The 14,297-nt window shown below is 50.7% G+C and carries 14 protein-coding genes; 10 read left to right on the top strand and 4 right to left on the bottom strand.

What is annotated here, in order from left to right; genetic code table 11:
* Positions 1-79: 79 nt before the first annotated feature.
* A complete protein-coding gene (locus SD961_RS03785; RefSeq protein WP_318789389.1) occupies positions 80-652 on the bottom strand; it encodes a TetR/AcrR family transcriptional regulator in 573 nt (190 codons plus the stop codon).
* Positions 653-777: 125 nt separating this feature from the next.
* Between SD961_RS03785 and SD961_RS03780 the strand changes: the two genes are divergently transcribed.
* The 5 genes from SD961_RS03780 (at position 778) to SD961_RS03760 (ending at position 4,983) form a co-directional block, all read left to right on the top strand.
* On the top strand, positions 778-2,187 hold the full coding sequence (locus SD961_RS03780; protein ID WP_318789067.1) for an amidase: 1,410 nt from the start codon (positions 778-780) through the stop codon (positions 2,185-2,187).
* A gap of 251 nt (positions 2,188-2,438) precedes the next feature.
* On the top strand, positions 2,439-3,056 hold the full coding sequence (locus SD961_RS03775; RefSeq protein ID WP_318789066.1) for a TetR/AcrR family transcriptional regulator: 618 nt from the start codon (positions 2,439-2,441) through the stop codon (positions 3,054-3,056).
* 3 nt (positions 3,057-3,059) lie between these two features.
* On the top strand, positions 3,060-3,218 hold the full coding sequence (locus SD961_RS03770; RefSeq protein ID WP_318789065.1) for a DMT family transporter: 159 nt from the start codon (positions 3,060-3,062) through the stop codon (positions 3,216-3,218).
* 9 nt (positions 3,219-3,227) lie between these two features.
* Positions 3,228-4,124, top strand: coding sequence for an alpha/beta hydrolase (locus tag SD961_RS03765; protein ID WP_318789064.1), 897 nt, complete (start codon positions 3,228-3,230; stop codon positions 4,122-4,124).
* Between the two features lie 319 nt (positions 4,125-4,443).
* Entirely contained in the window at positions 4,444-4,983 is a 540-nt protein-coding gene (locus SD961_RS03760) for an AAA family ATPase (RefSeq protein ID WP_318789063.1), read from the top strand.
* A gap of 414 nt (positions 4,984-5,397) precedes the next feature.
* On the opposite strand, the gene SD961_RS03755 is transcribed toward SD961_RS03760, so the two are convergent.
* Positions 5,398-6,033, bottom strand: coding sequence for a TetR/AcrR family transcriptional regulator (locus SD961_RS03755; protein WP_318789062.1), 636 nt, complete (start codon positions 6,031-6,033; stop codon positions 5,398-5,400).
* A gap of 115 nt (positions 6,034-6,148) precedes the next feature.
* On the opposite strand from SD961_RS03755, the gene SD961_RS21680 reads away from it, so the two are divergent.
* On the top strand, positions 6,149-6,751 hold the full coding sequence (locus SD961_RS21680) for a methyltransferase family protein (RefSeq protein WP_412916650.1): 603 nt from the start codon (positions 6,149-6,151) through the stop codon (positions 6,749-6,751).
* 650 nt (positions 6,752-7,401) lie between these two features.
* Here the strand turns inward: SD961_RS21680 and SD961_RS03750 are convergent.
* Positions 7,402-8,601, bottom strand: coding sequence for an MFS transporter (locus tag SD961_RS03750; protein ID WP_318789061.1), 1,200 nt, complete (start codon positions 8,599-8,601; stop codon positions 7,402-7,404).
* 894 nt (positions 8,602-9,495) lie between these two features.
* Here SD961_RS03750 and SD961_RS03745 point away from each other — a divergent pair.
* From SD961_RS03745 to SD961_RS03730, 4 genes are all read left to right on the top strand, one after another.
* Positions 9,496-10,038, top strand: coding sequence for an isochorismatase family protein (locus tag SD961_RS03745; RefSeq protein WP_318789060.1), 543 nt, complete (start codon positions 9,496-9,498; stop codon positions 10,036-10,038).
* A 1-nt stretch (position 10,039) separates the two neighbouring features.
* The gene (locus SD961_RS03740; RefSeq protein WP_318789059.1) at positions 10,040-10,960 is read left to right on the top strand and encodes a GlxA family transcriptional regulator; all 921 of its coding nucleotides are present in this window, start codon (positions 10,040-10,042) and stop codon (positions 10,958-10,960) included.
* A 98-nt stretch (positions 10,961-11,058) separates the two neighbouring features.
* Entirely contained in the window at positions 11,059-12,057 is a 999-nt protein-coding gene (locus SD961_RS03735) for an aldo/keto reductase (RefSeq protein ID WP_318789058.1), read from the top strand.
* Positions 12,058-12,160: 103 nt separating this feature from the next.
* A complete protein-coding gene (locus SD961_RS03730; RefSeq protein ID WP_318789057.1) occupies positions 12,161-13,087 on the top strand; it encodes a LysR family transcriptional regulator in 927 nt (308 codons plus the stop codon).
* Positions 13,088-13,258: 171 nt separating this feature from the next.
* Here the strand turns inward: SD961_RS03730 and malM are convergent, their stop codons facing one another.
* A complete protein-coding gene (malM, locus tag SD961_RS03725; protein WP_318789056.1) occupies positions 13,259-14,149 on the bottom strand; it encodes a maltose operon protein MalM in 891 nt (296 codons plus the stop codon).
* Positions 14,150-14,297: the final 148 nt, after the last annotated feature.

Raw genomic sequence — 14,297 nt, 5'->3', positions numbered from 1 at the left:
GTTATACCGTTAATGAACAGGGAGCAGGTCAATAGCCTATAGCTTCTGCTGTAAACGCCCGCTCCAGATTTCATCATATTTACCTGCGCGCGGGAGGCAGCAAGCCGGCCTGTGAATATGCCTCAATAAGCTCGTCAAAAAGAGTGATATCGTTCCGGCTTCTGGCCATCAGCTGAGCGCCAGCAATGGCGGAAAAAATAGCACGCGCCCGTTTTTCACCCTCTTCAGGAGCGATTAAACCTGCTTGCTGAAGCTGCGTATCCAGCCATGCAACGTTTACGTCTGCAAATTTCTGTACCTCTTTTTTCACCGGCTCCGGCAGATCGTCATACTCGGCGGACATAAAGCTGCCCATACAGAGCCGGTTGTCACTTTCCAGCGAACGGCGAAAAATGTGCGGATAACGGCTCAGACTTTTCAGCGCATCGCCCTCTGTTTCCCGCAATACTGCCAGGTCACGCGCAGTATCTTCCCAATATTGTTGCGCTACCGCCGCACCTAACTCTGCTTTACTGGCGAAGTGGTGATAAATGCTGGCTGCTTTTATCCCGACTTCATCAGCCAGGCCGCGAATATTCAGACCGGTATAACCATGAGCCTGCGCCGTCAGGCGGGCCGCATTTAAGATTTCATCTCTGGATGTCTTGCTCATCATCTTTCTCCTGAGGATTACAGATTTATTCTAACATACGTTAGGTAGGTATTGACAAGGTGATTTCCTGCGCCTACTGTTTACCTACCAAACGTTAGTTAGATAACTTCTTAAGAGAGCCAATCATGAGCAAAGAGATCTTTTATTCAGACGCAACCCAACTGGCCAGCATGATCCGCAGCCGCGACATCTCACCTGTGGAAGTTATGCAGGCGCATATTGATCGGATCGAAGCAACCAACCCGGATGTTAATGCCATTGTGACGCTGGCAGAGGATGCAATGAAACATGCCGTTGCGGCGGAAGCGGCAGTGATGAGAGGAGAGGATCTCCCTCCCCTGCACGGCGTGCCCTTTACGGCGAAAGATTCGATAGATACCGCCGGTGTACTGACACAACGCGGTTCACCCATTTTTAAAAATCGTCTCCCTGCTGCGGACGCCACCAGCGTGGCGCGTCTTAAAAATGCAGGCGGCATCCTGCTGGCGAAAACTAACCTGCCCGAATTTTCATACTGGATTGAGAGCGATAACCTGCTTTCCGGGCGTTCCAACAATCCCTGGGATCTGACCCGCACGCCTGGCGGCTCCAGCGGAGGCGAATCAGCAGCTATCGCTGCGGGGATGTCTCCGCTGGGCCTGGGAACCGACCTGGCCATTTCAGTGCGTGGACCCGCTGCGCAGACGGGGATCACCTCCATGAAAGCAACGCATGGCAGCGTGCCTATGACGGGTATCTGGCCGCGCGCACCTCGCCGCTTCTGGCATGTGGGTCCTATGGCCCGTTCTGTACGCGATATCGCTCTGGCCTTCTCACAGCTGGCGGGACCGGACGGGCACGATGCTTTTTCCAGCAGCGCGCCGGTTTATCAGGACGGCCTGCCGTTTAGTTCATCGCGACCGCTTCGCATTGGCTGGATGACCGGACCGGGCTTTGGTCCGGTTGATCCGCAGGTCGCTGCGGTAGTGAAGTCAGCGGCAGAAGCGCTACAGGGACCCGGAGTAGTGGTGGAGCATGTAGGTATACCGGCGCTGGAGCGGGATTTTGCGCTGGATGTTTTTAACCGAATCCACGTTATGGAGATGAAACCCGCATTTGCGGCAGCTACCGCAGGCCGCAGGCCGGACGAACTTTATAAAATGGCGAAGACGATGCTGTCTCTGCCGGATACTTCTGTGGCTGATTTTATTGATGCTGAACAGGCGGCAGAAAGGCTACGGGATGGCTTTGCAGAATACTTCTCACAGTATGATGCGCTTATCACGCATGTCCTGCCCATTCCTGCACACAAGCACGGCGTAGATCGGTTTGTCATTGACGGACAGGAGGTTGATGCTACTTATCTGCAGGGCGCGACAGTCCCTCTCAACGTGACGGGCTTACCCGGCATAGCGCTTCCGTTTGGCAGAAGTCGTGAGGGCATGCCTGTTAACATTCAGATAGTTGGCAAATGGCATGCAGAGAGAACTATTCTGCATATCGCTTCACTGCTTGAAGCTGTCAGCCCGGTAAAAGGATTACATCCATCGCTTTAAAACCGAAATAGGCCTCGCGAAGTGTCGCAAGGCCTGATCAGTTTATCCTGCCAAAAACGCCATTCCTCAACGTACGCTCCTTGTTGATAGCCGCCCTCTGTATGCTGGCTGTTTTGTGCCAGAAGCGGCCATCAGAATCCTGCGTTAATCATTTAAGAGCAGCTCAAGGCATTGCTGATTCACCTTTTCTTGACAGTAAGCCCCCCTATGGCTTAAAAAGGAAACGATCGTTACCAAAATAAAGGTTAGTTATGAAATCACCTTCTCTCAGAGCTACAGCCCAACCATCCAGGGGGCGCCCACGGGTTTTTGACGAAGAGGCCTTCCTTGACGGGGCTATTACGCTTTTTCGCAGCCGGGGTTTTAGCGGGGTCAGTATCAGTGACATCACCGCAGCCACTGGCCTCACCACTGGCAGCATTTACAAGGCCTATAAAGACAAAGAAGGGGTCTTTGCCAGGGCTCTGGACCGCTATGTGTCGCTTCGGGAAGATCGCCTGAAAACGCGGTTGGAAAAGGTTGCTAACGGCAAAGACAAAATCGCTGAACTGTTGCGGGATTATGTTGAACTCAGCCAGGGAAGAGACGGCAAGCTCGGCTGTATGGTGGTTACCGGTGTCACCCAGATCGACCAGATTGGCGCTGTTGCCGGGGATTTAGGCAAGCAATTATCGAAGCGTCGGGCTGCTCTTGAAGACTTGATTGAACTGGGGAAACAAGACGGGTCCATTGCCATGACAACTAACGTAACCGCCGCCGCCGCAGTGATACTGGCGTTGCTGCAAGGGATGCGTGTAATTGGCAAGGTTTCAACCCTGACCGGCGATGGCGAAAACTTTGTGGCTCAGGCGCTGAAGCTACTGGAGTAAGCCATGTTTGCGTTCGTCATTGTTGCCATTCTCGCCGGTGCTATGTTGCCGTTACAAGCGGCCTGCAATACCCGTCTGGGCCGTCTTACACCTCATCCCATTACATTGCAACGCGCCATCGCTGCGGCTCTGCTGCTGGCTGGCAGTATGCTTTTACTTTAGGAATTCATTATGTCTGATTTCATGCTTCCTGATGCGCCAGAAGGTTTCAGCCATCATTTTACCCGTGCAGATGGCCTGCGCTTTCATTATGTGACTGGCGGCCGCCAGGATGGAATTCCGTTGGTGCTACTGGCTGGCTTCCCCGAAAGCTGGTTTGCCTGGCGTCATGTAATGTCCCATCTGGCCGACAAGTACCGCATTATAGCTATCGATTTGCCAGGGCAAGGTGACACAGACAAGCCCCTTTCCGGTTACGACACTCAAACCGTTGCCACGCGGCTTCATGCTTTTGTCGCCTCTTTAGAGTTAGGATCATACTTTCTTGCAGCCCATGATGTGGGTGCCTGGGTCGCCTTTCCCTATGCCATGATGTACAGCGATGAAATACGGGCGCTGACTTTGATGGACGCTGGCATTCCAGGCGTATCGCTGCCGGATAAATTGCCGACAGATTCTGACAAATCGTGGAAAACCTGGCATTTTTCCTTCCATGCCGTAGCTGACCTGCCAGAAGCTTTGCTGGCAGGACGTGAGCGCATTTATCTGGAATGGTTTTTCCGCGAAAAAACGGTTAATTACCGTTGTTATGGCGAGGCTGAAATTGCGGAATATGAACGTTTACTCAAAGCACCGGGTGGATTGCGGGCTGGACTGGCGTTTTACCGGGCACTGTCACTATCAGCTGCGCAAAATGCTGAACTCGCCAGGCAGCGACGCCTGACTATGCCGGTACTGGGTCTCTCCGCTGACCAGGGATCTGTTCCTGATATGGCCGCTACCCTGAGAGCATTTGGAGATGAGATCTACAGTCAGCAAATTACTGATTGCGGCCATTTCCAGCCAGAAGAACAACCCGAAGCCGTTGCCCGTGCTCTGGAGCTATTTTTTGGCCAATACGCAAATTGAATTTCAGGGATGAGTAGAAGCTTCATTGCCATTTCCGCTTCAAACATAACGTCCGCTTTTGGCGTATAGCGGCCTGTTGCAGGCTGCCTGGTGCCAGAAGCGGATGTTATTACTTTGGAATAACATTGGCTGTCGTACCAGGCGGAAGTAGTCGGCTTTGCGAAAAGGTAAGATAAGTTTTCAGACTGAAAATGTACTGCCCGGCTTGCTGGTCAGCGCAGCAGGTTGGCGATCGCTCTTTACCGGGAGCCGCAGAGAATATCAGGGGAGTACGCCGTGGTGGTTAAAGACTTAAAAGGGAATTGCCCGAGGAAATTTTGTGAACACACCCGTTTCATTAGAAGAGCTTGGTCCACGCATATGCATTATGGGTCCTTCAAACAGTGGAAAATCGACGCTCGCTGACGCTATTTCCCGCAAGACGGCCCTTCCTGTCGTTCATCTTGATCTACTTCATCATCTTCCGGACACAAACTGGGTTCCCCGTGGCCATGCAGAGTTTCTTCGCTTACATGCAGATGCAGTTAGTCAGGAAAGATGGGTCATGGAGGGTAACTATACGAAATGCGCAACAGAGCGGCTCGCCCGCGCCACGGGATTGATTCTGCTTGATGTACCGGTAACAGTAGGTCTGCTGCGATACATTCGCAGATGTTACTCCTCCACTCCGAGGATCGGTGGTCTCAGAACAGGCAGAGAAAATGTCACCTGGGAGATGATAAAATACATCACCTTAGTTGCCCCTGAAAACCGCCTGCACCATAAGAGAGTGTACGATCAGGTCAGACTTCCAAAGCTGCTGCTGAAATCTCCTCACGACGTTGAGGCCTGCTTTCAACGTTGGGGCTTACGCACATAAACGAATTACATACACCACGCTGGCATTTGCGCAGGCTTTAGCCTCAAAGAGCGCAGCGCAGATGCCGCACTGCTTTATCAGGTCATGATTACTGGCACCCTTAAAGAACAGTGAACCCGATAAAAGTGCTGGTGAGAAACGAAGCGCAGACCAAGGGGAAGCCGGGTACATTAGCCCCGGCTTTAACCGACATGCATCGCCGTTGGTTTTCATCGCGATTACCGACATACCTGTTTTGCGCAGTCTGGCTGGCTTATGCCAGAAACGGATATTTCAAACACTTTTGGGAAGAGTTGACAGACGATAGTTTACCTCCCTTTAGTTTCAATACACGATATCGTAGGGACAGTTTAAATAACCCACTTAATTATTCTATCTTGTTGCAGTAGGTTGGAGAGTAACAATTAATATTTTTTAATCTAACGCCAGTAAAGAAATCCGCAGTTGGTTAAGTATCCTTTCAGGATCTTTGAAAGAGATTTTTTTACTCATACCCTCAATATATAAGTGAGAATATCCGTGTACGGTACACCAGGCTAGTTCTGATCTTAATGTAAGCGTATTTTCCGATAAGGGAATGCCGTGTTGTTCCAGGTAAGCCTGTTTCAATGAGCACTTCAGAAACTCCAGAGCTGCATCGCTTTCTTTCAAGAGCCTCTCCGAGGGTGAGGGGCTGGTTTTCATTTTTGCCATAATACGGAAAAGGCCAGGGTGATTTATCGCAAAACGGATATAGCCTGTCCCAGCACTAAGCAAACTATCCGCTGTTAAGTTATTCTTATTTTTTTGCATTTCACGCCTCAGAAGACTGTAGCCTTCAGCTGCGAGCTCATCCAGAAGTCCTGTTATAGTTCCAAAATGATGGGCCGGTGCAGCGTGTGAAACATTTGCTTTTCTCGCACAGGCGCGAAGAGAAAGCATATCGATTCCTTCATTTTCAATGATCTCAAGTGCTGCATTAATGAGCGTGGTGCGTAAATCACCATGATGGTATGTTTTTTTTGCATTTGATGACGTCATCATAACTCTCAAAATGTTGGTTTTGACCATTAGAACAAAACAACTTGACACTGACAAGATAAAGCGTAGATTTAATCTTGTCAGTGTCAAGATTGTGGCTACAATCAAGCCTTAAAACCTTCTTTTTAATGATGAGATCAAACTCATGAATACTCTTTTTTTTATAAACCTCCATAAGATTCTGGTGATACCAGTGATCTTGTTTTTTATGTGGTATTACCAAAATAGCTCAATGACTACCTGCATCTATCTTTCCCTTCATGGAACATATTCCATCCTGTGGTTAGTCAAAGAGTCAACTTTCCCCGACCAGCGGTTTGTAACGGAGTTTCCTCCGACGTGGGCAGGATGGTTATTCATCTTTGTTCCATTGGCCGGATATTATGTGACTCCATACCTTTTAATTAGTAATAATGTAAACGCTCAACCATGGCTGATTTGTATGACATTATCCATTTATATAGTCGGGATTTATCTACATTATGTTAGTGACGCACAGAAATTTTATACATTGCGGTTAAAAAAAGGGTTAATTACTGATGGATTATTCAAATACAGTCGCAACCCTAATTATCTTGGGGAGATTTTAATCTACACGGCATTCTCTATACTCTCTATGCACTGGTTACCATTTTTAGTATTAGCCTGCTGGTGCTGTTTTTTCATAAGAAATATGCTGAGAAAAGATCGCTCGCTATCACGTCATCATGCATTTAAAGAGTATTGTAAAACAAGTAGATTGTTATAAGTTTGACAGGCTAAAGAAATACCTCGTGATAGTATTAAGGTGTGGTGATTCATTGTCCACCATGAATTAATTTATTTGAAAAAATGTGAAATAGTAAGTATATACTTCGGCACCTTAAAGTGACTTCAGAAGACTTTAAGGTGCCGGTTAACAATCAACTTAACTTCCGCCTTTCGCTCATAGCTGACGCAACTCCCCGTGGTTTGACTAGTAACAGAAGCGGACGTTGATAATGAATGATGACCAGTTAGAGAGTTTTAATTTTTTATGGCGATAGTTGGTTTTCCTTTATTCTACTTTTTCAAAACTTCGAAAAGCTCCTGGCGACCCTCCAGAATACGCCGGTAATTAGTATAGTAAAGGTACACTGGGCTCTCCCCGCGGCAGAACGATTCTGACTCCCGTCACGAAACTTGTCGTTAAGGCAGCGGGTAATGCCTGCTTCGAAATTTTTATATCTGCCAGGATTTGGATTTGAGAACGATGTTAAGAACTGCATGGTTACAGCAGACGATAAATATTTAATACAGGACATCACAAGCTTAATTTTTTGCATGCGATGTGCTGCTGCAAAGCTGCTTTCACGGCCACTGCTGCTGTTTACTTTATATAAAATTAAATGTGCCCGTTTCAAGCTGGGCACATACTTTTCAGACAAACCTGTTTCTGCCTGCCTGCCATGCAAAATAAGCCTGAAAGAATGAAATCAGAAGCATAAACATGAGGGTGGAACTCCAGGTGCCGGTATGGCCATGCAGTATGCCTGCGAGACAGGGACCCAGAGCACCAATCAGATAACCAATGCACTGCGCCTTCCCGGACAGCCGCCCCGCCTGGCTGTGCTCCCTGGTTCTCAGTCCAAAAAGCGTCAGACAGGTGACCATAGACATACCCGCTCCGATTCCTGCAAGGACAAGCCATAAGACCGAAAAATCTGGCATCATCAGGAGACCAGCAACGCCAAGGGTGATGGTTAATGAGCATATCAGCCCCAACAACCGCTGATCCTTCAAACGGGCAATGAATACGCCAGTGGACAAATTAGCGACTACGGCAACGGCCTGATAGATGAACAGATGCAAACCTGCCGCAGATGAGCTGACGCCATGTTCATCCGCCATCGAAGGATACCAGTCAATAAGCGTGTAAAATACCATCGTGTGCAGGGCCATAAACATTGAAACGTGCCATGCCACACCGCTTTTCCAGACAGAGCCTGTGCCCTGCACAGTAGATTGCGCAGGTGAACCAGATTGGCCATCAGCTCTCGCACATACTTTCATCCACACCATAAGGGCAAGGGCGGCAGGTATTACCCAGATACCCATTGACACTCTCCATGTCGCACTGCTAAGTCCTGACAACGGGGCGGCAATACCGCTTGATAACGCTGCGGTCATAGCCATCGTGGCAGCGTACAGCCCTACACAGCGCGCAGCATGGTCTGGCAAATCCCGTTTGATTAATGGCACAACCAGGACGTTCGCAATGGCTATCCCCAGACCGATGAGAAATGTCCCTGTCCATAATCCCATTACTCCGAAGAATGGGCGCGCAAGACATCCTACAGTGATTAAAGCAAGCGCGGCTAAAAGAGCTTTCTCGATACCTGTTCTGCGGGTGAGCACTGGCGCAAAGGGAGAGGCAAGGGCAAAAATGAGTAAAGGCAGCGCGTTAAGTAATCCTGTACAGACACCTGATAAATTAAACGAAGCCGCAATTTCATGAAGAACTGGCCCCACAGCGGTTATTGGCGCTCTGAGGTTAGACGCTATAAATAGAATACCGATGAAGGTCAATGAAAATAGGGTATTTTTAGCGAGAGAGGTTTTATCTGATATGACAGACATATTGAGTCAACCCTGCATATACGATGCTTTGATATGATCGTAAGTCATGCGTTGGTTGACGTTAACGCTTACGCAATTCAGATAGTCTGAAATGTCTGACGCGGAGGGTACCGAAGCGCTTTCTCACTGTCAATACACGGGTCCACGATAAAACTTTTCAAGTATTGGAATCTGCAGCTAACATCCTCACCTTGTGGCAACCCTCTTTATGTCAGCGCTTACAAATTTTTTGTAACGGTACTCTTATGCAGAAATGTATGTGGATTTCCCGACAGGCTTGTGAACGTCATTCAAGAGGTCAGATAGCAATCCTTTGCTCGGGGGGACATGACGATACACGAATTGAACAAAGCATAGTGCAATCATTTTTGCGGTCAAACAAACATCTGGCTCCAAAATCACATGTGTTTATTGATCTTACTCACGACAGATTTCGAAAATCAATTTCAGAATTCAAAATAATAAGGGGATGATTAAGCGTTATTAAAATATCTTCCGCTTTTCGCTCATAGCCGACCATGCTTCTAAAGCGGTTCAGTGCCAGAAGCGAACATTGAAACAGTTCTGACGTAACGCTTCTTTTGTGAGTTCCCCCTCATGCTGTTGATGAAACATGACTAACATTGTGATGTGTTAATCAACGGAGAGCAGGCCACATTGTCGGTACAGGAAGATATCAAAAGCGAAGAAGCCGGGTTTTCCGCCACTTATTATCCTTTGTTGTTTATCAAACCCCTTTCCCACACTCATTCCCATTACCCTTCCTGTCCTTCCCTTTTCCCCTTATCAAATTGACTCGTCTCCCCCCGACAGCATCATGTCCGTTTTTGGCCTTCTGTCTGCTGTGGTTTCCCGCCATCATTGGGTCACACCCATTCAGTCAGGAGTCCAGAAATGTCCAATACCGTGCTTTTAGTGATTGACGCACAGCAGTCCTTCTATCATCGTGGCTATCAGGATACTGTGGAGATGCCCGCCTTTGAACGCAGCCTCTCCGCGCTGATCGGCGGCTGCCACGTTCGTGGTATCCCGATTGTGGATGTGTTCCATGAGGAAGAAGATGGCGCGTTCTCGCGGGACTCGGGTCTGCTGGTGCGCCTGCCCTTTCTGAACCATAAAGCGGTGAAAACGGTGTACAAGCGCGTCCACAATGCCCTGACCGAATCGGGGCTGCAGGAGTGGTTACAGGAGCAGAAGGTGGATCATCTGATTATCAGCGGCCTGCGTACCGAACAGTGCTGTGAAACCACCGCCCGCGTCGCGTCAGATCTCGGCTATAAGGTGACGTTTGTGACCGAAGCAACGCTGACCTTCCCTGTTTGCCATAACCGCATCACGCTGAGTATCGCTGACCTTCGTCACCGTACTGAAGCCGTGCTGATCAACCGTTTCGCCTCCGTCCAGAGCGTGGAGGAGTGCTTGCAGGAGCTGCCATAACATGACTGTCCCGGTGTGGTTTTTAATGGTGCCCGGCGTCGTCTCGCTGGATGTGACCGGCCCGGCGGAGACGCTGAAGCTGGCAGGCGGTGCCTTTACGCTGCGTTATTTCGGCCCGGAGGAGAGCGTGATGACCTCTACCGATATGAGCATCAACCGCATCGAGCCGCTGCCCGACAGGCTTCCCGCTGGCAGCCTGCTGGTGGTGCCTGGCGTGCATGACTCTGCTACCTGCTTTGATACGCCGCAGGGCACCGCGGCGCGTCACTGGCTGATGCGGCAGCAGCCGGATATCCATGCGCAGCGCATCACGCTGATCTGCATCTGTTCGGGGGCCATTCTTGCGGCTAAAGCGGGCCTGCTGAGCGGCGTACACTGCACCAGCCACCATGAAGTGATAGATCGGCTGAAAAAGTGCGATCCTGCCGCTATCGTTAAGGAAAACCGCATCTTTGTGGAAGATCGCGGCATCTGGACCAGCGCAGGGATCACCGCAGGCATCGACCTCTCCTTACACCTTATTCACCAGCTTTGCGGTTCGCAGACGGCGCTGAACGTGGCGCGGGAAATGGTGATCTATTTCCGGCGTTCGGGAGACGATCCGCAGCTCTCGCCGTGGCTGCGCTACCGCAACCATATGCACCCCGCTATCCATCGCACGCAGGACTTGCTGGTGGTGCATCCGGAGCAGGAGTGGCAGCTGGAGGAGATTGCCGGACGGGTCCATGTCAGCCCGCGTCATCTGACGCGTCTGTTCAGGCAGCATCTGGGGATCAGCGTGCGGGATTATCACGAGCAGCTGCGGATAGCGATTGCGCAGCAGCGCTTACAGCAGGGTGAAGGTGCAGAAAAAGCCGCTTTATCTGCCGGCTTCTCCTCTTCACGCCAGCTTCGCCGCGCCTTGCAGCGCTGGCAGCCGTAACCTTCAGCAAGGCGATACCTTTTTAGCATCACGAAAATGGGAATTCAGTCAGGGTCAGCGGGGTGAAACAATCGGGGAATTCAACAAAAGGAGACACGATGAAAACCCGCAATCTCTCTCAGGATCTGACCGTGAGTTCTGTTGGCTATGGCGCCATGGGGCTAAGCGAATTTTATGGCGAAGCAGATGACCAGAACTCCCTGCAACTCCTCCACAAACTTATCGACCTGGATATTACCTTCATCGATACGGCGGACCTCTATGGCCGGGGTCATAACGAGCGGCTGATTGGCCACTTTCTTGCCGGTCTGGATAAGGCGACACGGGAAAAGTTCAACATTGCCACTAAGTGCGGCATCGACCGCTCGCCTGACGAAGACTATGCCCGGTCCATCAATAATCAACCCGACTACATTACCCGCTGCTGTAACGACTCCCTTAAACGGCTTGGCGTGGAGCGAATCGACCTGTTTTACCTTCACCGGGTGAACCAGGCGACCCCCATCGAAGAAAGCATGGCGTGCCTGAGCCAGCTCGTGAAAGAGGGCAAAATAGACCATATCGGGCTTTGCGAGGTCTCCGCATCCACTCTACGTCGGGCGCATGCCGTGCACCCGCTGAGTGCGCTGCAGACAGAATATTCGTTATGGACCCGCGATATCGAAGATGAAATCCTGCCAGCAGTGAAAGAGCTGGATATCGGACTGGTTCCTTACTCGCCGCTCGGCAGAGGCTTCCTGACCGGTAAATACCTTAAGAACAGCGATTTTGCAGAGGGTGATTTCCGCAAAAACAATGAGCGCTTTGCGCAGTCCAGCCTCGATCATAACGCTCAGCTGCTTGAGGTTATCCGACCTCTGGCAGAGAAATACAGCGCTACTGCCGGACAGATTGCGCTGGCCTGGCTCCTGGCTCAGTATGACAAGCTGGTTCCCATTCCCGGCACTAAGCACAGCCATTATCTGGCTGAGAATGCCGGTGCCGCTGATATCGTGCTGGATAAAGAGGACGTTGCATTGCTCAACGGCATTCATCAGCGTGTTGAGATTAAAGGCGGACGTTACTCTGAAGAGGGAATGAAAGGCGTTAACGCCTGATAACAGCGTTCATCATAAATATACCGGGTGATCCCGGTATATTCTCTTCATTATCAGCACGGCAACTGCTTTACTGATGGCGTTAAATGGCAGGATGGACTCTATGGCTACAGCAGCGCACCTTATCAGCAGCAATCTTCCCAGCGTAAAGCAACTCCAGTGCTTCCTTGCTGTGGCCCATGAACTTAACTTTCGCCGCGCGGCTGAACGGCTCTGCATGACTCAGCCGCCGTTAACCCGGCAGATTAAATGCCTGGAAAGGGTGCTGGGGGAACAACTGTTCAGCCGGAGTACGCACGAGGTGAGTTTAACGGAAGCAGGACGTGCCCTTGTGGCAAGGGCGGAGAGCATTCTGGCGGAACTTTATGGGTTAAAATCGGACTCGCTGGCAACAGTAGAGCGTCTGCGCATCGGCCTTACCCGAACGTTGAATTTTGAGTTTGTAGAGCCATTAAACCAACAGCTGGCCAGACTCAATGCGGAAGATGATGTTGAAACACCCAACCTCACCTCTGCCCAACTGTTGCAGTGCCTGGCTAAAAACACCCTTGACCTCGTGCTCACGGGGGAAAAAGGCGCAAGCCATGAAGATGCCGTGCACTACCGTTGGGTCTGCCGCGAACCCCTGTTTATGGCTCTGTCCGCCATGCATCCTGCCAGCCTGAAAGAGAAGGTCTCACTGGAAGAGGTGAGTGATTTACCGCTTTTCTGGTTTGCCAGAAGCGCCAATCCTTCGTTTTATGATAAGTGCGAAGACTATTTCAGCAGGCTTAACGTCACGCTTAAAAAAGTTAAAGAGCCTGATGATTCTCTCGTTATGCTGACTCATATAGCCAGGGGCAAGGGCTTTGCCCTGATGCCGCAGTCAAAATGCACCTTTAATCAGGAGGGATTAAGCTATCGCGCGCTGACTGATGATGCATCACAGCGGTTAAATATCGATATCTACGCCGCCATTCGGAAAAATGAGAAAAATAAGGCAGTGCTTGATATGCAGGAGATGTTAAGCGGGATCGCAGCTGGCTGTTGAACGGGTAAATGCTTGTTTAACTGTGCAGTATGAGAGCCGCTTTTTTAAAATAACTACGCATTATGCAGAGAAAATGAATGCTCCAACCGCTGACTATTTTTCTGTTTAACGCTCCCTTCAGGGGCACAGGCTGGCAAACTTCTTGCCTGGCCCCTGAATGACCGCAGCAGTTTACTGCTTCACGCTTTCGATAAAGGTTTTACGGGCCGTTTTCGAGCCAAGCCGTTCAGCTTCATTTAGCAGTTTCAACGCCTTGTCCACATCCCCTGCCTTCACCGCCTTTTTAATAGCGTTGTTAAACCAGGCGTCAGAGTCATCCAGCATCGGCTCTGCGGGTTTGGCTGGCGCAGGTGCCGCAGCCTGCGTACTGCCCACCACGACCGGGGCCGCTGCTGGCGTATCCGATGACGGGAAGAGCTGCCCTATCATCACGTTCCCTGCCTTCTGCTCTGCGGTGACTTTCAGACTGAGCGTGCCGGTTGCGGTGTGTCGGGCAACCGGGTCGGGAATATCGGGTACAGCATTGCCCACGCCAGCCGCATAGGCTTTGGCGGGGTTAATCATTTGCGTCGTCTCGCTCAGATCTTTGCTGGTGGTATAAACCAGCAGGTAAATCTGTTTCTGCCCCAGCGCCGGGGTGAGCTTCAGCGTGCCTTCAAGGCGATCGCTGGAGACGATGCCCGGCTTCTCATAGGGGAAATAGTTGCTGGGATAGAACGCTGCGGGACGCATCTGTTCATCCAGTACCAGTACGTTCGGGGCATAAACCGTTTTGCCCGTCACCACGCTGGTTAAGACGATCTCCAGCGAACCACGGTCAGCTGGCAGAGCAAATGCGCCCACGGCACCCTGGATCTCGCCCTGATTGATCTGCGAGCCGCCGCTACCAAGCTGTACATCCTGCGTCACCGGCGGAACCAGCGGTGTCCAGGAGAGTTTGCGTAACTGCTCGCTGGAAATAGTGGGAGCTTTAGCGGCATCCTGCTGGGCAGCAGAAACCACTGCAGGCGCAGCAGCCAGCAGGCTCAGGGAGAGACACAGTGACAGCAGATTCTTTTTCATTGTTGTTTCCTTTGAAATCACCATGAAGGCAGGCGGCCATTGATACCTGGCCCGCCAGCCAGCACATCTTCTTTACGACTCAACTTGCCGCTTACCGCACAATCATTCACGAGGCGGCAAGGCAAAACTGACCTTATCCCTGGGAACT

Origin of the sequence: Erwinia sp. MMLR14_017 (assembly GCF_033657285.1) — a bacterium.
Classification (GTDB): domain Bacteria; phylum Pseudomonadota; class Gammaproteobacteria; order Enterobacterales; family Enterobacteriaceae; genus Erwinia.
This window is presented reverse-complemented; position numbering and strand designations above follow the sequence as displayed.